Below are 20,546 nucleotides of genomic sequence, written 5' to 3'. Positions count from 1 at the left end.
AATCGAATGGATTCCAGACCTGAGACGATCATGCCAGCCTCGTCCCCCAATCCCAGCATGCTAACCGATCAACTGCGCCAGGCCCTGCGGGAGGCACAGGATCAGGTAAACGCACTGGTGCTGGGCAAGGTGCCGGAAGTCAGGCTGGCTTTCGTCGCCCTGCTTTCCGGTGGCCATCTGCTGATCGAGGATCTGCCCGGCCTGGGCAAGACCACGCTGGCGCATGCGTTGGCCAGCAGTCTGGGCCTCAGTTTCCAGCGCGTGCAGTTCACCTCCGACCTGCTGCCCGCCGATGTACTGGGCGTTTCGGTATACGAGGCCGGCAGCCGCCAGTTCCAGTTCCATCCGGGGCCGGTGTTCACCCACGTGCTGCTGGCCGATGAGATCAACCGTGCGCCGCCGCGCACGCAGAGCGCGCTGCTGGAGGCCATGGCCGAACAGCAGGTCACCCTGGATGGGCAGACCCATCCCCTGCCCGATCCGTTCTTCGTGATCGCCACGCAGAACCCGGTGGACCTGTCCGGTACCTTCCCGCTGCCGGATTCGCAGCTGGATCGTTTCCTGCTGCGCCTGGCGATGGGCTACCCCAGTGCGCAGGCCGAACGCGAACTGCTGCGAGGTACAGACCGCCGCGACCTGATCGCACGTGCCGTACCGAAGCTGGATGACACCCAGGTACGCGCGCTGCGTGAAGCCGTCAGCCAGGTCCATGCCAGCGATGCACTGGTGGACTACGTGCAGGCCCTGCTGACCCGCAGCCGCCAGCACGCCGGCGTGCGCGTGGGCCTGTCACCGCGTGCCGGCCTTGCGCTGCTGCGCGCGGCCAGGGCGCATGCACTTCTGCTGGGCCGCGGCCACGTGGTGCCCGAGGACGTGCAGACCCTGTTCGTGGCGGTGGCCGGTCATCGCCTCGTGGCCGAAGCCGAGTCCAGCTCGGGGCCGGCACTGGCACGGGCCATCCTGCAGACCGTTGCGGTGGATTGAGGGTGGCCACGCGCTGGGCACGACTGCAACTGCTGGCACGCCCGCGCAGGCCTGAAGCACTGCCGCAGCGTCTGGACCGCCATCGCATCTACGTGCTGCCCACCCGTTTCGGCCTGTTCGTCGCCGCGCTGCTGGCGGCAATGCTGCTGGGCGCACTGAACTACAACAACAACCCGGCGTTGCTGCTGGCCCTGCTGCTGGCGGCAGCGGCGATCGCCAGCGCCATCGCCGCGCACCTGCAGCTGTCCGGCGTACAGATCGACGCGATCTCCGCCGAGCCGGTTCCTGCCGGGCAACCACTGCGCCTGCGCGTGGACCTGTCACTGCGTGATCCGCGCGCACGCCACGGCCTGCACCTGCAGCTGGGGGACAGCGAAGCCTGGACCTCGCTGCCTGCACACGGCCGCGGTGAGGTGGAGCTGCACGTTCCCAGCGAACGCCGCGGCTGGCTGGAGCTCCCGCGCATCCGCCTCTCCACCAACCAGCCACTGGGCCTGGTGCGGGCATGGTCGTGGGTGTGGCCGGAACAACCGCTGCTGGTCTACCCGCAACCCGAGGCGCTGGCCCCTGCACTGCCGGAAAGCGGCAACGATCCGCTGCACACGCGCGCCCATGCCAGTGGCGAGGAACTGCATCAGCTACGGCCCTATCGTGCGGGCGATGCGCCACGCAGCATTTCGTGGAAGCACTCGGCACGCCGCGACAGCCTGCTGGTGCGCGAGTACGAAAGGCCGGTTGGCATCGAAGTCATCCTCGATTGGCGCACGCTGTCCCCGCTGGGCCATGAAGCACGCATCGCGCGTTTGGCGCGATGGGTCGACATGGCCGAGCGCGAAGGCCGCCGCTACACCCTGCTGCTGCCTGCACACCCGCCGTTCGGGCCAGGCCAGGGCGCCAGCCACCACCACCTGTGCCTGCGTGCACTGGCATTGATGCCGCATGACTGAGACCACGCCCGCGCTCGACCGCAATGCCCGCAACTGGACCCTGGCCAGCGCGGCGTTGGCGCTGTTGCCGTTGCTGCTGCAGTTGCCGCCCCTGCTGGCGGGCGTGATCGCGGCCGCAGCGCTCGTGACTGCGGCCCTGTCGTGGCGGAGGGTGCTGCCCATGCCGGTGCGCCTGCTGCTGGTGCTGGCCATGCTCGGTGCCATCGCCTCGCAGATGGGGATGGTCCGACCTGGGCGCGATACCGGTTGCGCCCTGCTGGCAGCGATGCTGGCGATCAAGTCCAGCGAACTGCGCAGCCGGCGCGATGCCCGCAGCCTGCTCGGGTTCGCGCTGTTTTCCCCGTTTGCGGCGTTCCTGCTCGACCAAGGACCACTGACCACGGTTTTGGCCGCACTGGCGGGGATCAGCGCGCTGCTCGCCCTGCAACGGCTGGCCGGGGATGAAGGCCACGCCGCGCCGCTGCCTTTGCGAGGGCAGCTGCGCGGCGTTGGCCGCCTGCTGGCGATCGGCCTGCCGCTGGCATTGGCCTGCTTCTGGCTGTTCCCGCGCCTGGCCACGCCACTGTGGGGTGTTCCCGAGCGCGCCGTGGGTACGCCGGGGTTGTCCGACAGCATGGAGCCCGGCCAGTGGCTGGACCTGATGGCCGACGACAGCCCGGCGCTGCGCGTGCAGTTCTTCGGCGCGGTACCCGAGCCGATGCAACGCTACTGGCGAGGACCGGTACTGACCGCCTTCGATGGCCGGCGCTGGACACGTGACCGCGCCAGCGAGCGACGGCCGGCGGCCGTGGTCGAGGCCGGCACGCAGGGCTGGGACTACCAGATCGACTACGAACCCACCGACCGGCGCCAGCTGGTGGCACTGGACCTGCCCAGCCGCGCGCCTGCAGGCAGCACGCTGGATGCGGACATGAGCCTGAGCAGCGAGCGGTCACTGGCGTCGCTGAGCCGCTGGCGGTTGCATTCGGCGCCACCACAACGCTTCGACAGCACGCTGTCACCCTATCTGCGACGGGCCGCGCTGCAGTTGCCCAGTGGCTTCAACCCGCGCACCGCCACGTTGGCGCAGCAATGGCGGCAGCAGGCTGGCAGCGATGACGAGGCCCTCGTGCGCCGCGCGCTGCAGTGGATCACCACCGACTTCTCGTACACGCTGGACACCCCTGCGGCAGGGCGCGACCCGATCGACGAGTTCCTGTTCGGCTACAAGGCCGGCTTCTGTGAACACTTCAGCTCGGCCTTCGTGGTGTTGATGCGCAACGCCGGCGTCCCGGCACGGGTGGTGACCGGCTTTGCCGGCGGCACCTACAACCGCCTTGGCGACTACTGGATCGTGCGGCGGATGGACGCCCATGCCTGGGCCGAGGTATGGCTGCCGCAGCGCGGCTGGGTACGGGTTGACCCGACCGCAGCCGTGGCACCGGAACGCATCCTGGACACACTGGACGACCGCCTGCAGGCCGGTACGGACACGCCACTGCAGCAACGCTGGCAGCAGCTGGGGCAGATGGGCGACTGGCTGCGCCGCGGCTGGAACGACCTGGTGCTGTCATTCGATGCACGCCGCCAGCAGCAACTGCTCACGCCGTTCGGGCTGGATGATCTGGGCCCCACGCAACTTGTCGCTGGCTTCGTGGTGGCAACGATGCTGGCCTTGGCGTGGATGGCCTGGCTGCTGGCCCGTGGCGAGCGCGAACGCGACCCGCTGCTGCGCGCCTGGCACCGGCTCGGACGGCGCTACGCCCGCCTCGGCCTGGCCCGTGAACCGCACGAAACCGCACAGGACTGGGCCCAGCGGGTGCACCGGCAGCGCCCTGACCCGGCCCTGCTCGCACTCAGCCAGCGTTTCGCCGACGCGCGCTACGCTGGAACTTGCACCGACCTCGCTTCATTATTGCGGGACCTGCGCAGGCATCGCCCGACTTCCGGAGCCTCCCCATGAACACCAAGTTCCTTCTCACCGCTGTGGCCACGCTGGCCCTGTCGGCCTGCGCCACGGCCCCAAAGCCGCTGCAGGGACAGTTCAGCCTGGTCTCCCCGCGCGACTCGGTCGCTACCCAGCAGGTCGGCACGCCGGTCCGTTGGGGCGGTCGCATCATCGAAACCAAGCCCGGCCAGGGCGAGACCTGCTTCCAGATCATCTCGCGCCCGCTCAATGGCAGTGGCCGCCCGAACACCACCTCGTCCGACGCCAGCGACGGTCGTTTCATCGCCTGCCGTGCCGGCTTCTACGACCCGGCCGTGTTCGAAGCCGGTCGTGACGTGACCTTCATCGGCAAGATCGACGGCTACCAGAACACCCGCATCGGCGAGTACGACTACCGCCTGCCCAAGCTGTCGGCCGATGTGATCTACCTGTGGCCGGAACAGCGCCAGGTCGACGTGGTGCCCTACCCCTATGGCCCGTGGGGCCCGGGCCCGTATGGTCCGTACTGGGGCGGCTATGGTCGCTGGGGCTGGTGGTGATCGTCACCGCACAGGCATGACGGAAAAGGCCGCCCTCGGGCGGCCTTTTTCATCCGCGCATGGCGTGGACAGGGGCTTCAACGCCCAGGCGCACCGAAATGCCCCAGCGGCGCACCGGCCAGCAGGTGCATGTGGATATGGAACACGGTCTGCCCGGCATGCTCGCGGCAGTTCATCACGATACGGTAGCCGTCCTGTGCGAAGCCCTCGCGGCGCGCATACTCGGCGGCAGCCAGCGCCAGCTTGCCGATCAGGTGCGCCTGCGACGGCTGCAGGTCATCCAGGGTCGGAATGATCTCGTTCTTCGGAATGAACAGCACGTGCACCGGCGCCTGCGGTGCGATGTCCTTGAAGCCCAGCACCTCGTCATCCTCGTAGACGATGGTGGCCGGGATCTCGCGACGGATGATCTTGCTGAAGAGGGTTTCGTTGCTCATGGTCGGCCTCGGCGGGGATGTCATCCGCATTGTAGGCCGGCCGCGCCGGGGGATGCCCGGCCGGCATTCAATCGCGGAATTCGCTGCGCGTTCCGAACGCGTGCGAGAGCGTGCCGCGATCGACGTATTCGAGTTCACCGCCAAGTGGCAGGCCCTGCGCCAAACGGCTCGGCTGCACCTTGCGTGCGCGCGCCAGCTGCGCCAGGTAATGCGCGGTGGCCTCGCCCTCGACAGTGGCGCTGGTGGCGATGATCAGCTCCTGCACCTCGCCTTCGGCCAACCGTCGCTCCAATTGCTCCAGGCCCAGCTCGCGCGGGCCGATGCCATCGAGCGGCGACAGCCGCCCCTGCAGCACGAAGTAGACACCGCGGAAGCCGGTGGCGTTCTCGATGGCCAGGCGGTCGGCCGGCGATTCGACCACGCACAGCTGGCTGCGCTCGCGGCTGCCGTTGGCACAGGTCGGGCACAGCTCGGTTTCGCTGAAATCGCGGCACTGCACGCAGTGGCCGATTCGCTCCACCGCCAATGCCAGTGTCTCGGCCAGACGCTGGCCACCTTCGCGCTCGCGCTCGAGCAGGTGATAGGCCATGCGCTGTGCAGTCTTCTGGCCGACGCCAGGCAGCACCCGCAATGCGTCGATCAATTGTTCAAGCAGGGGTGCGGACACGGCGGCATGCTTTCATGGCGTCGAGCACGCTCGACAGCTGTCTGTAGAGTCGAGCCATGCTCGACCGAGGGTTGGAGCGGGCACCTGCAGCGGCAGGCGCCCCCTGGGAAATCAGAACGGCAGCTTCATGCCCGGCGGCAGCTGCATGCCGGCGGTGGCCGACCCCATCTTCGACTTCGACTCGGCATCGATCTTGTTCGAGGCATCATTGAAGGCGGCGGCGATCAGGTCTTCCAGCATCTCCGGGTCGCTGGTCAGCGACGGGTCGATGCGCACCTTGCGGCATTCCTTGGCACCGGTCAGGGTCACGCTGACCATGCCGCCGCCGGCGCTGCCGGTCACTTCGATCTTGGCGATTTCTTCCTGGGCCTTCTGCAGGTTTTCCTGCATTTTCTGGGCCTGCTGCATCAGTTGGGCGATGTTTCCGCGCATGGTGTCTTACTCGTCAAAAGAACGGATGGAATCGGAAACAACCCGGGCACCGTGCTGTTGGATCAGCACCTGCACTTCCGGGTCGTCCATGAAAACGGCCTCTGCCACCTGCTGCCGCTCACTACGCTGGCGGTCGGCACGCTGGTGCAGAGTCTCGGCCGGAACGTGTTCGGTTTCCACGGTCTCGACCACGATCTTCGGCGCCTGGCCGAGGGCCTTCTCCAGCATCTCGCCCAGGGCGGCCAGCGCGCGCTCCGAGCGCAGGTATTCAAATCCGGGCGAAAGGCCCAGTTTCAAGGTCCCGTGCTGGCAACTGATGAAGGCAGCGTTGGCGGCCAGCTGCCGCGACGGGCCGCTCAGGCCACTGTTGGCGACCAGATCCAGCCAGTCCTCGGCGCTGGCCAGGTCGCTCACACCTTCCAGCGGCGCATTCTCCTGCACTGGCGCCGGCTCGACCGGCGCGATGGCAATGCCTTCAGTGCGGAACGGGCGCTCGGGCGGTGCAGGCTCGCTGGGAGCCGCGACGGGAGCCGGCGGCTCATGCCAGGGCGCCACCATGGCAGCTTCCGGCCCAGCCATCTCGGCCGCCAGCGCCTCGTCACGTGCCTCGGCTTCGTCGGTGGCCCACGGCGGCAGGTCGTCGCCCACTTCTGTTTCAACGGACGGCGGCGCCGCTGCTTCGGCCTTCACCGGCGGCGGTGACACCGGCTCTTCCACCGGAACCGGCTCGGGCTCCGGCGTCGGGTCCGGTTCGGGTTGCGGGGCCGGCTCAGGTTCGGGTTCAGGTTCGCGCGGCGCGGCCTGCACCGGAGCGGCCACCTGCGCCACCACAGCCGGGCTTGCCGAAGCGGCGGCAGTCGCCGGCGTCGCTTCGTGGGTACCCGCACCGGTGCCACCACCGGCAGCATTGCCACCCGGCGCATTGCCTGCCCCCTCCACCGACTTCGGCACCGGCGGGACCGCCGCGGCCGGGCGGAACGCCAACATGCGCAGCACGGCCATCTCGAAGCCCGCGCGCGGGCTCGGCGCCATCGGCAGGTCACGACGGCCGTTCAAGGCCATCTGGTACCAGAGCTGCACCACTTCCGGGCGCAGGCGCTCGGCGAATGCGGCGGCGTCCAGGCCTTCGGCAACGGCCGCACCCGGTACCAGCTGCTGCACCTGGATGCGGTGCAGGCCTTCGGCCAGCGCTTCCAGCACGCCACTCCAGTCCGGCGAGAATTCGGCCAGCGCGGCCACCACCTGCAGCAGGCGCGGGCCATCGCCGTCAGCCAGCGCATCGAGCATCGCCGCCACCTGGGTGCGGTCGACCGTGCCCAGCATGGTACGCACCACGTCCTCGCGCAGCGCGCCGCCGGCATAGGCAATCGCCTGGTCCAGCAGCGACAGGCCATCCCGCAGGCTGCCATCAGCGGCCTTGGCCAGCTGCACGATGGCACTGCCGTCGGCCTCGATCTCCTCGGCCGCCAGGATGCGGGTCATCTGGCCCTGGATCTGGTCCTCGTCCAGGCGCTTGAGGTTGAACTGCAGGCAGCGGCTGAGCACGGTGACCGGCAGCTTCTGCGGATCGGTGGTGGCCAGCAGGAACTTCACGTGCTCCGGCGGCTCTTCCAGCGTCTTCAGCAGCGCATTGAACGCCGCCTTGGACAGCATGTGCACTTCGTCGATCAGGTAGACCTTGTACTTGCCACGCGAAGGCATGTACTGCGCGTTCTCGATCACCTCGCGCACGTCGTCCACGCCGGTGTTGGACGCGGCGTCGATTTCCAGCAGGTCGATGTAGCGGCCGGCGTCGATATCCAGGCAGGCTGCACACTGGCCGCAGGGATCGGCACTGGTGCCCTGTTCGCAGTTCAGCGACTTGGCGAAGATGCGCGCGATGGTGGTCTTGCCCACGCCGCGGGTGCCGGTGAACAGGAACGCATGGTGGACCCGGCCGCTGTCCAGTGCGTTGCTGAGCGCACGGACCACGTGTTCCTGGCCCACCAGCTCGGCAAAACGCTTTGGACGCCACTTGCGGGCAAGGACGAGATAGGACATCAGGCCACCGTTTTCCATCGGATGTTCCATTGTGCCATGCCTGTCCAGCCCCCTCGCCTCCGGCACATCTTTCGCGGGTTCCTGGCCGGGGTGCTTGTGAAGTGCCGCGCAGCCCGCTAGAATCTGCGCCCCTGCTGAGGCGTTTGCCGATGGCAGGTATCCGGAGAGGTGTCCGAGTGGTTGAAGGAGCACGCCTGGAAAGTGTGTAAGCGTCTAAACCGCGCTTCGGGGGTTCGAATCCCCCTCTCTCCGCCAGATTACGCAAACCCCTGTTTACGCAGGGGTTTTTGCTTTTCTGGGGTGATCTTCGGCGGGACACAAATCGGGACACATCTCTCTCGATGCGCATCCCACACCACCTCGTTCGCGCGCCCTCAGGGCTCTGGTCTTTCCGGCAACGGGTCCCCACCGATCTCCAGGCCATCGTTGGCCGGCGCATCTTCAAGCGCACCCTGCGCACGTCCGAGCTGGCCGTGGCCCAGTTGCGCGCCCTGCAACTGGCGGCGCGCTATGCTCAAGCCTTCGACGTGTTGAGGGAGCAACGCATGGGAATCAAGGAAGAGGACATCGACGCGCTACTCAGGCGCCTGACCGATGGCGACCCGCTACAGCAGTTGATCTTGAACCGGACCAAGACAGCAGACGGGACGGTGACCGAGCACTGGCAAATCGACACGCCAGACGATGTCAGGCTCTATCAGCAGATGATGGAGCTCTCTGCCTCTCAGCCCAGTGAGCTGAGCGAGTTGATCCGTGAGGGCGTGCCGCCCATGCCCGTGGCCCGTCGCGTGACCAAGCCTGCCGTGGAGACCATCACCTTGGGCAAGGCCCGCGACGGGTGGCTGGCCAGCATCCAGCCCGGCTGCCTGCCCAAGACCTACACCATCAAGAAGACCGCCATCGAGGCGTTGGTGTCCTTCTTGGGCGACAAGAGCAAGCTGCACTCACTGACCAGGTCCGACTTGGCCCGCTGGTATCAGTTCATGCGAGATGGCGGCGCAGCCACCCCCACCCTGACCAATAAACAGTCCTATATCGGGGGCAAGGGCGGGTTTTTCGAGTGGGCCATGGCCTCCGGCCACTATCCCAAGGGCGACAACCCGGCCGCAGGCCATGTCACCTACTCCACCCGCGAGAAGCGGGCTAGGAAGCGGTTCGGCTTTAAGGCCTATGACAGTCATCAGGTCCAAGCGCTGTTCGCACCGGCCGCGTTCGAAGAGCTGGCCCTGTCCGCCCGTTGGGCCTCGTTGCTGGGTCTCTACACGGGTGCCCGGGCATCAGAGGTCGGCCAGCTCTTGGTCGAGGATGTCTTGACGGTGGACGGACTGCCCTGCATTAGGATTTCTGACGAGGGGGAGCACCAGAAGGTCAAGACCGAAGTCAGCCTGCGCACGATCCCCGTGCATCCCGACCTCATTGAGCTGGGCTTCTTGGACTGGGTGGGCACCCTTCGAGCCCAGAAGGCACCACGGCTCTTCCCCGCCGCCAAGGCGAACGCCAAAAACGGCGCGGGCAACTGGATCACCAAGGCATTCGGCCGACACCTGGAGCAGGTCGGGGCAAACTGGCCGGAAGCCAAGCGTGGCTTCCACTCCCTCCGAAAAACGCTGATTCAGGAGCTCCAAGGCGCTGGCGTGGTCTCCGAGCTCCGGGCCCAACTGGTGGGCCATGAGCTGGACGACGAGCACCATGCCACCTACAGCCGGACCTTCACGGTCCGGGAAAAGCTGAAAGGCCTTAAAGGCGTCTCGCCGGGGCTGGCTGTGCTTTCTTACGAGCTCAACCTGCCTGCGCTTCGCGCCCTCTTGACCGTGGAGCCCAGCTCCGACAAGCAAAGGAAAGCTGGTTGATGAGCATCGTTCCACACGAATCACGCGTCGCGGTTCTTCTGGATTGCGACAACGTCAATCCGGAGATTGTGGATCACGCCCTTCTCATGGCCGCGCAGTTCGGACGGGTTGTCGTTCGGAGGGGTTACGGCAACCACGCCACGCTGGCTAAGCGCTGGCAGGAGACTTTGGTCCGACAGGCCTTCACTCCATGCCTCCAGTATCAATACGCGGCGGGCAAAAACACAGCTGACATGGCGTTGGCTTTGGACGCTCTGGAGGCAATGTTTGACCAACGAGCGGACACCTTTTGCCTAGTGACCAGCGACTCTGACTTTGCCTACCTTTGTCGCAAGCTCCGAGAGCGAGGAGCCACCGTCTGCATCGTTGGTGAAGCCAAGACACCAGAGGCATTGCGCAACGCCTGCGACCAGTTTTTCGAGTGGCAACCAGCAGAGTCGAATGCATCCTGCGAGGAATCACCTGCCCCGCCCCCCAAGGACTCCCACGGCAAAGTGGAGGCACCCAAGCCGCTTCCCAAACGCCGCCCTCGCTTTCTTGTCGACGCGGTCTCCTTGCTAGCCGATGGGACCACGGACGGGGAAGTAGTGCTAGGAACGCTTGGCCACTATCTGAAACGGACTGACCCATCTTTCTCCCCGAACGCCTATGGCCACTCCGGGCTCCTGAACATGATCAAGACGTATGACCTCCTGACAGCCTCACAAGCATCCGGCGGACACTGGCTTGTTAAGCTGGCACCGCAAATCGAATCGGCCGATGTGTGACTGCTTTTGCTGGTCGGCTTTCGACTCCTAGGCATTGGAAAGCAACTTCAAGATCTGTGAACCAGCGCAGATTCCTCCCCTTGCCAATCTTCCAGCCAGTGCTTCGATGTGAATACTTTTCACATCTGGAACCTCAGAAATCCTATGCCCGCAAATGTTGAGCTCCGTATCGCCAGCCGCCTGCTCCCGACCCTAATAGCCCAGAGCGACACGCGCGACGTCAATGCCAGAGAAATCGACGTTCAACACGCCATTGATGTCGCCGCGCTGCTCATGCGAAGGTTCGCTGGCTCACCCCACGGCCAGGCCCAGCAAGCCTACACATCCAGCCCGACCTGTCGACCATCTCCACGAGCCTCGACGGTTGACCGCGAACAGTTACCACCCACCTTCCCCTCGCAGGAAGACTGGCGGAAGGCTCGCGGTCTCCAGCCAGTTAAGACACAACAGCATTCGCCGAAGCGCGTGAGCGGTCCATCCCTCCCGTAAAACTCAGGCGGAACGCTCATACGAAGGACCAATACGGAACGCTCCAAGCGATCACCAAAGGGGAAACATGGAACTGTTTTTACATCAGAGCCAGCAGAAAAGTCAGCTTGGCCATCGCTACACCAAGGCATTCCGAGAAGCGGTGGAGTTGTATGTGGTCTCCGCATACCTGACTGAGTGGGACGACGCTTTAAAGATATCGCCCCAATGCAAGCGATTCCGATTCATCGTTGGAAAGGACTTCGGCATTACGCGAAAAGATGCCTGTCGGAAGGTCCTGAGGTGGCTAGCTCCATCGAGAAAGGCCGAGTTCCTGGTTGCCGATGGAATCCGCGGCTTTCATCCCAAGTCAGTCATTTGGAAGGACCTGAGCGGTGACGCGTTCATGATCATCGGTTCTTCAAACCTAAGCAAAGCAGCCTTCAACAGCAATGTGGAAGCGAACATCCTCGTATCGATTTCCGCCAGTGAGTTCAATGATGTCAGAGCTTGGATAGACTGGATCGAGGAATCATCCATCCCTGTTTCAGAGGACTGGCTGGAGCTCTACACGGAAGCAGTCCGTCCGCCCAAAATCGGCAACGATGAGAACAAGGCATCCTTCGCCGACGAGGCCCCCACCGTAGCCTTCAAGCTTCCTTGGCCCGCGAACGCTGAGGAGCGTGTCCAGGAACGCCAGAAACAGATGAAGGCCTTTGAGAAGCACAAAAAAGGACTCATGGCCCTTTTCAGGCGAACTGCGAAAGGCGAGATAAAGAACAACGAGTTTTATGAACTGCTGCCAAGCCACTGGAGCTTTGAGCTTGGCAATCGATTGCAAGGAAGAGGATGGGAGAGACTGGGGATGGCGGCAGATTTTAAGGAGATAGCCCAAGCTTTCATCGCCATTGAAGATGCCTCCAAGCGAGACCGTGATGATGTCGTCAGGCGAGAGATAGACCGCCTTCATGATCGCGCCAATCCAGCACGCCGAGCTTTCCTGTCGGAAATGCTCTGCCTTCGATTCCCTAACTCTTACCCCGTCCTCAACAATCCGGTTCGTGCCTTCTTGGTCAAGCATCAACTCAGCGCTCCGCGTGGATCCAGCGAAGGCTCGAAATACATCGATCTCGCGAAGAAGCTTCGGACGGCCCTCCGCGCAAACCCTGGCTACATCGCGAAAAATCTGGCCGAACTTGATCTGCTGATCTGGGACTCATCGGAATACAACCCGCAGGGGTGACTCGCACGCGGCACCATCAGCCCTTACCGAGCTAGTGCATTAGCCGGAAAACGTCTCCGGACGCAGTCATGACAACCAGTCCCGCATTCGCGGGGCTCTTTCGTTCAATGGAGGGTGGGCGGCCGTGGCTTCAAAACTGGCGCGGAGGAGTTCCCTGCAGCCGACGAAATGGCCTGCCGTTCAAGAGCGAACTGGGACGGCGAAGGGAGGGCCTCCAGCTCGACCGCCTTGCGGAGGATGTCCGCATCTACCTCTGCCAGCGCCTCAGCCGACCCGCGCAACCGCGCCTTCTCGAGCTCCTTGGTCCGCTGCTCCAGCGCAGACAGGCGGCGCTCCCGGCGCTGCGTCCATTCGGGCCGCGAATAGCCGTTGGTTCCCATGGGATAGTCGGTGTTGAAGCGCTCCCATTCGTGCTGAGCTAGGTGACGTAGGCGTTCAGCCCTGCCCAGCGACACCAATCGCAAGGCGCGCCCCAGGATCGCCGCTCGCAGTGCCCGGACCTGAAGAACCGCTTTGGTGATCCACTGCCGCAAGAGGACCGTCTCCCCAGCCTTTGCCAGTTCGGCTTGAGCCCATTCGAGACCAGCACGGATGCGCTGGGTCGACAGGTCTGCCCTAGCGCGCGCGATGTCCCGCAGGTCGCGCAAGGCATCACTCACACGCTCGACGAGACTGACCGGGCGCTGCCCTTCGGTCGCTTCGTGCTGGAGGGCCACGACCTGAGACAGCCGCATCCCGGACACGCCTCGAATCTCGAGTCCAGGAGCCAAGCCCTGCATGGAGGACGGCCGGCCACCTTGGCCATGACCGACCGACGCAGGCATGGGAACTGCCCTGCCCTCGCGCCCAGCTTGGAGGGTGAGATGGTCCAGATGTTCGACGTTGCCGACCTCTATGACGTCGTTCTCCGCTACCAGCCGGCTGTCCATGCCCTTTCTGGACAGCGCAGTTGCTGCCTTTCCAAGGTGTCTCGTGGGCTCTCTAGATAGGGCTACGGCTCGGAGTTCGTCACCCCGGTCCGACGCCGCCCGAGCCTGCTCTGCCAGACTCCGATGATCGATTGTGACCGTCAGGCCAGCCGCTTCAAGGTGTGCGTTGGTCGTTTCAGCAACCATCTCCCGGACCCACTGGACTTGTACTTTTCCCGACACGCCCCCATCGAGCTCGCGCGTTTTCTCGCCAAACCCATCCGGCCCAATGCGTCTGGTGCTGGCAAGCAGGTGCACGTGATGATTAAGCCCGTCCGGGGTCCCAGGGGAGTGAATGCTAGCTTGGATGGCGAACTGGTAGCGATCCACCAAGGCCTCGGCGATGGAAAACGCCAGGTGTGCGCGCTGTTCTTCCGAAAGCTCATGGGGCAACGACAGCTCGAACTCGCGAGCCACCGTAGCGTCCTTACGACGCTCAGCGGCCTCCGCGACGGCCCAGAGCTCGCCGGGCACCAGTGCCCAGTCGGGCGCATCTGGGGGTGCGAGGCAGAAGGTCTCGACAACGCCGCTCCGACGGCGGTAGTCGTGCTGCTGCCCGGTGATGACATCGGACAGCAGCAAGCCACCTCGATAGGCGGCTGCGGCGACGGCGGATTGGCCTTTGGCTCGGCTGAACGTCTTGACCGCCGCGTGGAAGATAGCCATGGAAACTCCTAAGAAATAGAAGTCTTTATGGCTCAACTTTTGCCTTTGGCAAGCCTCGCAGAGGCTTGGGGTTCCAGGGGCGCAGCCCTTGGCGCACGCATCCGTCAGGATGCCTAAGTGCGCTCTTGCCTTTCATCCTCCATACTGTCCACCAATCTAAGAAATAGGAAAGCTAAGGATGAGCGACAAACCGACTGATGACAAAGAAGCAGAAGATGACAAAAAAGCGGCAGCCATTGAAGTGATTACGCGCGCCGCTGAAGCAGGCGACCCGTTCGACTCAAAGGATCCTGATCGCAAAATGGAACCGGATCTTCGATCACTCCCATCCATACGTTCCATTCAAGATGCCGCAAATGAACTTGGGGAACCAGATCCAACCAGCGGAATCCAACAAGGAAAAAATGGGGATTACAACATCACCACAGATAGCGCAAGGGAAACCGGCAAGGCGTGTCGAGAAATACTTACTCGCCGCGAAAACAAGAATACAAGGCGCAAGATAGGATCTGCCTTAGCCGGGATGTCACAAACGCCGAAGATTTCCCCGAAGAAGAAGATGTTCGTTACAAACCTCCCAGGGATCTCCGACTAACGAGCTTAAGGACTGCGACTCCAACTCAACGCCAACTGACTAGGCTGGCGCTGCCGGGCTCCCTAGACGTTCAAAAGCCTTTTTATAGGGCCACGCCGCGCTTGGCGGCGAACTGCATCGCAGGGGTCAGCATGGAGAGGTCGAACTCATCCATGTGACCTTTAAGGTATTGCGCCGTTGCTTCGCGGACACACGGATCCGGCTGCACTGCCTTGAATCGAGCGCGGCTATCGAAGGCGTAGCCATCAAAGTCGGCTTCGTAAAAACGGCAGTGGCGAGAGCCGTTCGACGCCAGAAGATCGAATACGACATTGCCAAATACTTGGCGTCGCCGCAGCTCTTCAGCCACGTCTTCCAAGTTCTCCTGCGGCAAGCTCTGCCCTGTCGCCATGACGACGACCGAGAAGGCTTCCGATGAAGAACTTATGACGACAAACTTTCGCATACCTTGCCTTTTGAACGGCTGATTCGTTGATGGCCACTCTCTACAAGCGAAAACACCTCATCCACAATGGCGACTGCCTCTTCACGCGTCTTTAGCATTCGCGTGGTGTCCACGTTGCCGTCCATGTGGAAGAGACGGTGCCGAAGGTTATGCCACAGCTGGTAACCTTCGACAAGAGTTTGCTGAACTTCTAGTGAGCAGGTCGCCTGATAGGTAGACAGGACTCTCGGCGTGGGTGCTTCCAAATCAAAATAATCACCTAGCTTTTCCCTAACATTTAGCGCGATACCGCCCTCTTCGCCCAGAAGCTGGAAGCAGTAGCCCTCAAGTCCTCGCAACGCGGGGTAGGCGACCGCAGAATAATCTTCCAGGGCAATGCCCACCTGCGTGAGCGCCAGCGAGGATGAAAACTGGATACGGACGGCGTCACGAAGGTAATCGTGAACGATAGGAATCTTAACCTCGAGGTTCTGCTTGATCTGCTCGACCGACAAAGGGACAGAGTAAATGTCCTTTTGGTGAGCAAGGATCTTGTCCACAGGAAGCATGGTTTGCACTGCATCCAATGCCCACCCGGCGACCTTTCCATGCACGCCTTGCATGTGGAACGTGCCATTCTTGTAGTGCTTGAAAGTCAGTCGCTCGCCATTTGTGCCAACCACACGAATCAGCCTGTAGTTGGCTGTCGTCTCGTCGCCGTTGATTTCCACGCCCTGCTCAAGCAGGTAATCCAAAACAAAGGCAACCTTCTCATCCTCGAAACGAGGGAGACTCGCATTGAGAGGGGAAGGAGAACCATACCCGCACCGATCCTTGATGGCATCCCCAAGAACCTCAAAGGTCGCCGCATCAAACCCCGACGAGTTGCCGATGGTGAACTTTCCGCCGTTATTGGCGAAGATCTGGACCAAGAAACGCTTCCCATTTAGCTCTCCGCTATGGTGAGTCAGTCGCCCTTCCTTCACGACCCGCTCGGCCAAATCAGTCGCGCCAGCATCCACCAGAGCGGATTGCACTTTTGCGCAATCGAGAAAAATGTCCTTGAACCGCTTCTCCGCCACTGCCGCCCCCTGATCGTCCTTAACACTAGATGATAACAGATCTGTGAGGCATGGATAGGAACACAAGCCGCCGTCCGGCGTTGACCTGGATGATCCGACATGAACTAGCTAACAAAACAGAATCGTCATTTATATTTCATTCATGTTCAAAAAATGAACTGTTAGCTTACTTCAGTTAAACAGTACGGTAATGACTCCGAAAACGGTCCGCCCCGCCGAACGCAAGCCATTGATAAATATGAAACTTCAGGTGCATTTTCGCGCGGTACGATTGGCTAGGCCGACGTGCAAAACGGCACCTTTCAGGCGATGCCTAAGGCCGTGAACAAAACCCCGATTATTCGTTGACGATTTTTAGGCCCGCAGTATCTGTACTTCCATCCTTCAGATGGAAGCAACGCAGTGACCTCCCCCACCTCGAAACACCTCAACTCCTACTTGGCCGACCCAACTGGCACGCTCAAGCTGACAGACGTTCGCATTGGCCGCGTCCGCATCGGCGAAATGATTGTCACCGGCCGAGAAGCAGCCATCCATGCTCAAGAGATCATCAACGACGCCTGTGAGCGGACCCGTCGAGCGAACCTTGGAAAGAATGGCACGCGCTACCCCGAGCCGCTCCCCGTGGCCGCCCCTGCTCGATTGCTGTCTATCGAGATCCGGGACTACCTGGCTGACCGCGAGCGCATGGGCCTGACACGCAACACCATCGAGTCCACGGCGCGGACATTGAAACTGCTCCAGATGGCCTGCGGGGACATTCCTGTTTCTCGAATCGACCATACCCACATCTACAGGTTGTGGGACCTTCTGCGATGGGCTCCGCCGCTACTACTGTCGGACACCATGTATCGAGATTGGACGTTCGAGCAGGCGGTAGCGCGAGGCAAGAAGTTGTGCGTCGATCCGCCTGCTCCCGCCACAGCTGAAAAGCACCGCAGGTTCTTGGTTACGTTCTTCGGGCGGTTGGAAGAAGCAAAGGCCATCATCGCCTCGCCCATGCGCGTCTTCGCGGAGGTCAAGAAAGACCTGGCTATTGACCCCAACAAAGCCGAGAGGCTGTTTGATGAGCAGGATTTGCAGCGCATCTTCGCCCCTCAGACCTTCATCCCTTGGGCAATGAAATCCCCGCATCGTTGGTGGGTGCCCATGATTGGCTTATATACCGGCGCACGTATCAATGAAGTGGCTCAGCTCAAGTTGCACGACATCGTTCAGGAGAGCGGCGTATGGTGCATCCGCATCCAAAAGACCATCGACAGCGACCTTGGCCATAAAGACCGGAATCGAAGCCGCCAAAGCCTAAAAGGCAAAGCAGCCGTCCGAACGCTCCCCATTCCCCAACCGCTGCTCGATGCTGGTTTCCTGGCGTTCGTGGAGGACATCCGCGCTTGTGGCCATCCTCGCCTCTTCCCCCACCTATCTGCCGGGGTGCGACGCGACAATGGCGACACCAATGCCCGTTACAGCCAAGGCGTCCTCAACCAGTTCAGCCGATACATGAAGGATCTCGACTTTCCTAAAGGCGTCGGGTTCCACGCTTTCCGGCATACCCTTGCCACCGAGCTGCATCACATGGGGGTGGCCGATGAGGACATTGCCCTGGTCACCGGCCACTCCATCAGCAAGCGGGTCCCTGTGCTGCACGAGGCCTATTTCCACAAGAAGCCCGCGTTGGCACGAACAAAGCAGATCGCAGTCCTGGAGAGGTATCGCCCTGACGTGGTGCTGCCGGTCTACCAAGCGGGCCAGTTCAAGGGGGCCTTGTCCGACCCTCGCAAGTTCTATCCTTGAGAAAATCGACCACCTAGAACTGCGGTCGTCGACCAAGGGGAGGGACGGGAGGGACGGCGTTATGAATGTCTCGAACCAACGCCTGGAAGTTGGTGTTGTATCCCGGCCCATCACTGAGATCTACGAACATCCTTCCCCTAAGATTTACAGGGGTGTTCCCGGCATCTCGCTGATCTTTGATGACTGGGATGAATCTCATAGACAAGGGATCGCTGGCAAGCTGTGCGGCGGTCACTAGATGCTCATACCCAACCCCACCCAAGCGCTGGTTTGCGCGGTTCATGTAGTTTTCGGTGCAGACCACGATCACCCGATCACAGGCAGCTGCCTGTTCCATGAAATGGGGCAGGTCCTGTCCGAACCGAAGGTGTGTTCGGTCCGAGATTGCGTCGACACCGTTCGCCCGCAAATCAATCACGAGCCTACGGACCCACTCCAGATGCTCAGGGGAATCCCAAGAATAGGAAACGAAGACCTTAGGGGGCAGAGATGGGTCATCCTGCAAGATGCCGTTTCGGACCAGGACATCTAGCAGATCAACGTCCTTCACCGCCCAGTGAGTGCGGGTGTGTTCCCAGTTTCGCTCCGAGATATCCAGCTGGCCAAACATCTCCTTTAGGCGTTCAGCTGGGATAGGGCCTATTCTCGCGTCAATGGACCAAGTGATCCGCACACCCCCGTAACGAACTTGGATGTCCTCGATCCGACCGACCTGCGAGGAAGGTCCAACGTCACGTCCTCGATCTTCATAGGCAAACAGAGTAGGAAGCCCCTTAAGGGCGGCAATAGTATCCGCATTCAAGGTAGCAAAACGCTCTGCTAGCGGCGGAACAGTGTGCTCAAGGTAACGCGGCAGCTCAAGGATGAACTCGTCCTCATCCCAAGTCCCCTCCCGATACACCATCAACAAGTTATACATACGCCCTCCATACTGACTGAGTTAGCCACGACAGATGACCAGGCCTTTCCGACTGGAGGAGCCCCTACATTGAGTTGCGGCGATGAGGATCAATGTGCCGACATCTCTCGAATGGCTTGGAAACCACGAATCACCTCAGATGTCTGCTCATATTCTTCGGCGGAGAGCAGCGAATACTTCGAGTCCAACACCAATGGCTCACAACCGAAATCAACCTCTGCATCGTCGACCAGCAACAGGATGAGCTGAGATCCAATCGGCCGTTCGTCTCTGATGAAGTGAAGAAGATTCAGGTGATTGATGTCATCCTGATCCTGCTGTTTGGGCGAATCCAGCACAATCGGACATCTCACAGCATCCTCCGCATCCCAGATGAGATGAAGGATTGCATAAACGTAAGCGAGGATGGCGCGGGGCCGGTCACTTCCGGTCTCTTGAATCTTGAGCATCAGCGACTTAAGAAAGTCTTCTTGAAACATGACGCTGAGCTTCCCGGCAAAGCCAGTCAACAACCGAGCATACGTCTCGAGGATCTCCTTCTTTCGCTCTGTTGAGCGCGCATTTTTTAGCCGCTCCGCCGCCTGCTTAATCCGATAGTCCAGAGTGGCGATCTCCTGAACAAGATCAGCAACCTGATCGTCCAGCTGTGAGGAGAATCGCTTCTGTCCTGCTCGCTCAAGTAAACGTGCAAACGTGACCTGCCCCCGTCTGCGAGTGAGAAGCTCATTGAACCTTTGCTCGTCCTCGGTGGCGTCTTTGAGGCGCTGACGACTGATGGCGATCTCACCAGATACAATCGCCTGAGCATTCATCACCTCAACTAAGACATCGTCTGTCCGACTTTCATCTTGCGCCAACGCAAACCGTTCACCAAACGAGTTCTCGTGAAGCTGACCACAGGTCGGGCACTCTAAGTCTTCACCCTCATGCTTTACAGCGAACATGTAGTCCGCATGCAACTCCCTGCGAACGCGATCGAGAATCTCTCGCTGAGCCTCCAGTTGTAGTCGGCGCTGGGTCAAGCCTGAGAGCTTTGCTCGCTCTTCCTCACGGACCTCCACCAGCTGTTGGAGCATGCCCACCACGCGCTCAATCTCCTCGGAAAAGACTTCCGGATCGATTTCTACGTCGATGTCTTCAGCAACCGTGTTCTTGGCTCGTTTCTGAAGCGAGCGCAATCCATCCAACTGCTTAGCCGGCTCAACTTTGGCAGCCGTTGCTGTCGCCTGGAGCTCTAAGGCATCGAAATACTCAGCGCCTGTCACGCCTACATGAAAGTTAACAACGTCTTCTCGCCAGCGAGCGAACTGCTCCAGACGAGCAAAGGAAGTCCAAGGACTGCTCCATCCAGCGTCTTGGTCCACATAGAAAGGGATAAACAGGTAGGCCGGCGGCGGAACAACCACCTTCTCGGCCCGATTTTTCAGCCGAAGCTTGGCACCCAGCAACTCATAGAGAGCCGGCGCGAGCCCTTCAGTGACACTGGTGTAGCAACCTCTGACGCGCTCTGATTCGATCAATGTGAAGGTTTTTCCCTCCTTCAACATGACGTAGGAATCGCCGTCTACAGTGAACTCCAGCGCCGATATGACGCTCGCACCTTTCCAATCCGGATGGATCTCTGCCGCTTCTGCGCCCAGCGTCCCATATATGGACTTGGCTAACGATGACTTGCCTACGTCATTTAGGCCCTTGATCACCGTCACGTCGGGGTGGAACTCGACCGACCTTGCTTTTCGTTCCCGATGGGATACGAGATGAAGCCTTTGAAAGACTAAGTTTTTCATGAGTCCTGGT

General features: G+C 61.7%; 18 protein-coding genes and 1 tRNA gene. 10 read left to right on the top strand and 9 right to left on the bottom strand.

Features of this window, described 5'->3' with window-relative positions; all coding sequences use genetic code 11:
* Nucleotides 1-30: 30 nt before the first annotated feature.
* Genes AC5P68_RS13320 through AC5P68_RS13305 form a run of 4 tightly spaced genes read left to right on the top strand, consistent with a single transcriptional unit; the run spans nt 31 to nt 4,397 of the window.
* The gene (locus tag AC5P68_RS13320) at nt 31-984 is read left to right on the top strand and encodes an AAA family ATPase (protein WP_005408304.1); all 954 of its coding nucleotides are present in this window, start codon (nt 31-33) and stop codon (nt 982-984) included.
* Nucleotides 985-986: 2 nt separating this feature from the next.
* Nucleotides 987-1,931 (top strand): DUF58 domain-containing protein, encoded by a 945-nt coding sequence (locus AC5P68_RS13315; protein ID WP_033835175.1) that lies wholly within the window; start codon nt 987-989, stop codon nt 1,929-1,931.
* Complete coding sequence (locus AC5P68_RS13310) at nt 1,924-3,873, top strand: transglutaminase TgpA family protein (RefSeq protein ID WP_414498077.1); 1,950 nt, start codon at nt 1,924-1,926, stop codon at nt 3,871-3,873. The genes AC5P68_RS13315 and AC5P68_RS13310 overlap by 8 nt, the downstream gene beginning before the upstream one ends.
* Entirely contained in the window at nt 3,870-4,397 is a 528-nt protein-coding gene (locus tag AC5P68_RS13305) for a Slp family lipoprotein (protein WP_005408301.1), read from the top strand. The genes AC5P68_RS13310 and AC5P68_RS13305 overlap by 4 nt, the downstream gene beginning before the upstream one ends.
* Nucleotides 4,398-4,474: 77 nt before the next feature.
* Here the strand turns inward: AC5P68_RS13305 and AC5P68_RS13300 are convergent, their stop codons facing one another.
* From AC5P68_RS13300 to dnaX, 4 genes are all read right to left on the bottom strand, one after another.
* Nucleotides 4,475-4,834: a histidine triad nucleotide-binding protein gene (locus AC5P68_RS13300; RefSeq protein ID WP_005408300.1), complete on the bottom strand. Its 360-nt coding sequence runs from the start codon at nt 4,832-4,834 to the stop codon at nt 4,475-4,477.
* A gap of 67 nt (nt 4,835-4,901) precedes the next feature.
* Entirely contained in the window at nt 4,902-5,501 is a 600-nt protein-coding gene (recR, locus tag AC5P68_RS13295; protein ID WP_005408299.1) for a recombination mediator RecR, read from the bottom strand.
* Between the two features lie 111 nt (nt 5,502-5,612).
* Nucleotides 5,613-5,933 (bottom strand): YbaB/EbfC family nucleoid-associated protein, encoded by a 321-nt coding sequence (locus tag AC5P68_RS13290; protein WP_005408298.1) that lies wholly within the window; start codon nt 5,931-5,933, stop codon nt 5,613-5,615.
* A gap of 6 nt (nt 5,934-5,939) precedes the next feature.
* Entirely contained in the window at nt 5,940-7,973 is a 2,034-nt protein-coding gene (dnaX, locus tag AC5P68_RS13285; protein WP_033835199.1) for a DNA polymerase III subunit gamma/tau, read from the bottom strand.
* Between the two features lie 162 nt (nt 7,974-8,135).
* On the opposite strand from dnaX, the gene AC5P68_RS13280 reads away from it, so the two are divergent.
* The 4 genes from AC5P68_RS13280 (at nt 8,136) to AC5P68_RS13265 (ending at nt 12,301) form a co-directional block, all read left to right on the top strand.
* A tRNA-Ser gene (locus tag AC5P68_RS13280) sits at nt 8,136-8,228 on the top strand.
* An 86-nt stretch (nt 8,229-8,314) separates the two neighbouring features.
* Complete coding sequence (locus AC5P68_RS13275; RefSeq protein WP_495216754.1) at nt 8,315-9,823, top strand: DUF6538 domain-containing protein; 1,509 nt, start codon at nt 8,315-8,317, stop codon at nt 9,821-9,823.
* Nucleotides 9,823-10,590: an NYN domain-containing protein gene (locus AC5P68_RS13270; RefSeq protein ID WP_072168240.1), complete on the top strand. Its 768-nt coding sequence runs from the start codon at nt 9,823-9,825 to the stop codon at nt 10,588-10,590. Before AC5P68_RS13275 ends, AC5P68_RS13270 begins: the two co-directional genes overlap by 1 nt.
* Nucleotides 10,591-11,146: 556 nt before the next feature.
* On the top strand, nt 11,147-12,301 hold the full coding sequence (locus tag AC5P68_RS13265) for a phospholipase D family protein (RefSeq protein ID WP_072168241.1): 1,155 nt from the start codon (nt 11,147-11,149) through the stop codon (nt 12,299-12,301).
* 104 nt (nt 12,302-12,405) lie between these two features.
* On the opposite strand, the gene AC5P68_RS13260 is transcribed toward AC5P68_RS13265, so the two are convergent.
* Nucleotides 12,406-13,935: a MobA/MobL family protein gene (locus tag AC5P68_RS13260; RefSeq protein WP_495216752.1), complete on the bottom strand. Its 1,530-nt coding sequence runs from the start codon at nt 13,933-13,935 to the stop codon at nt 12,406-12,408.
* A gap of 178 nt (nt 13,936-14,113) precedes the next feature.
* On the opposite strand from AC5P68_RS13260, the gene AC5P68_RS13255 reads away from it, so the two are divergent.
* Nucleotides 14,114-14,530 carry a hypothetical protein gene (locus tag AC5P68_RS13255; RefSeq protein WP_152236268.1) on the top strand — a complete coding sequence of 139 codons (417 nt, stop codon included), beginning with the start codon at nt 14,114-14,116 and terminating at the stop codon, nt 14,528-14,530.
* Between the two features lie 82 nt (nt 14,531-14,612).
* Here AC5P68_RS13255 and AC5P68_RS13250 read toward each other — a convergent pair whose 3' ends face one another.
* Complete coding sequence (locus AC5P68_RS13250) at nt 14,613-14,975, bottom strand: type II toxin-antitoxin system RnlB family antitoxin (RefSeq protein ID WP_152236269.1); 363 nt, start codon at nt 14,973-14,975, stop codon at nt 14,613-14,615.
* Entirely contained in the window at nt 14,954-16,036 is a 1,083-nt protein-coding gene (locus AC5P68_RS13245; protein WP_495216751.1) for a type II toxin-antitoxin system RnlA family toxin, read from the bottom strand. The genes AC5P68_RS13250 and AC5P68_RS13245 overlap by 22 nt, the downstream gene beginning before the upstream one ends.
* A gap of 402 nt (nt 16,037-16,438) precedes the next feature.
* On the opposite strand from AC5P68_RS13245, the gene AC5P68_RS13240 reads away from it, so the two are divergent.
* The gene (locus tag AC5P68_RS13240) at nt 16,439-17,830 is read left to right on the top strand and encodes a site-specific integrase (protein WP_495217026.1); all 1,392 of its coding nucleotides are present in this window, start codon (nt 16,439-16,441) and stop codon (nt 17,828-17,830) included.
* A gap of 13 nt (nt 17,831-17,843) precedes the next feature.
* Here the strand turns inward: AC5P68_RS13240 and AC5P68_RS13235 are convergent, their stop codons facing one another.
* Nucleotides 17,844-18,749 carry a toll/interleukin-1 receptor domain-containing protein gene (locus AC5P68_RS13235; protein WP_495216748.1) on the bottom strand — a complete coding sequence of 302 codons (906 nt, stop codon included), beginning with the start codon at nt 18,747-18,749 and terminating at the stop codon, nt 17,844-17,846.
* A gap of 89 nt (nt 18,750-18,838) precedes the next feature.
* Complete coding sequence (locus tag AC5P68_RS13230) at nt 18,839-20,536, bottom strand: coiled-coil domain-containing protein (protein ID WP_495216746.1); 1,698 nt, start codon at nt 20,534-20,536, stop codon at nt 18,839-18,841.
* Nucleotides 20,537-20,546 lie beyond the last annotated feature (10 nt).

The sequence above is a fragment of the Stenotrophomonas sp. YJH_SMC_58 genome (genome assembly GCF_059369635.1).
This window is presented reverse-complemented; position numbering and strand designations above follow the sequence as displayed.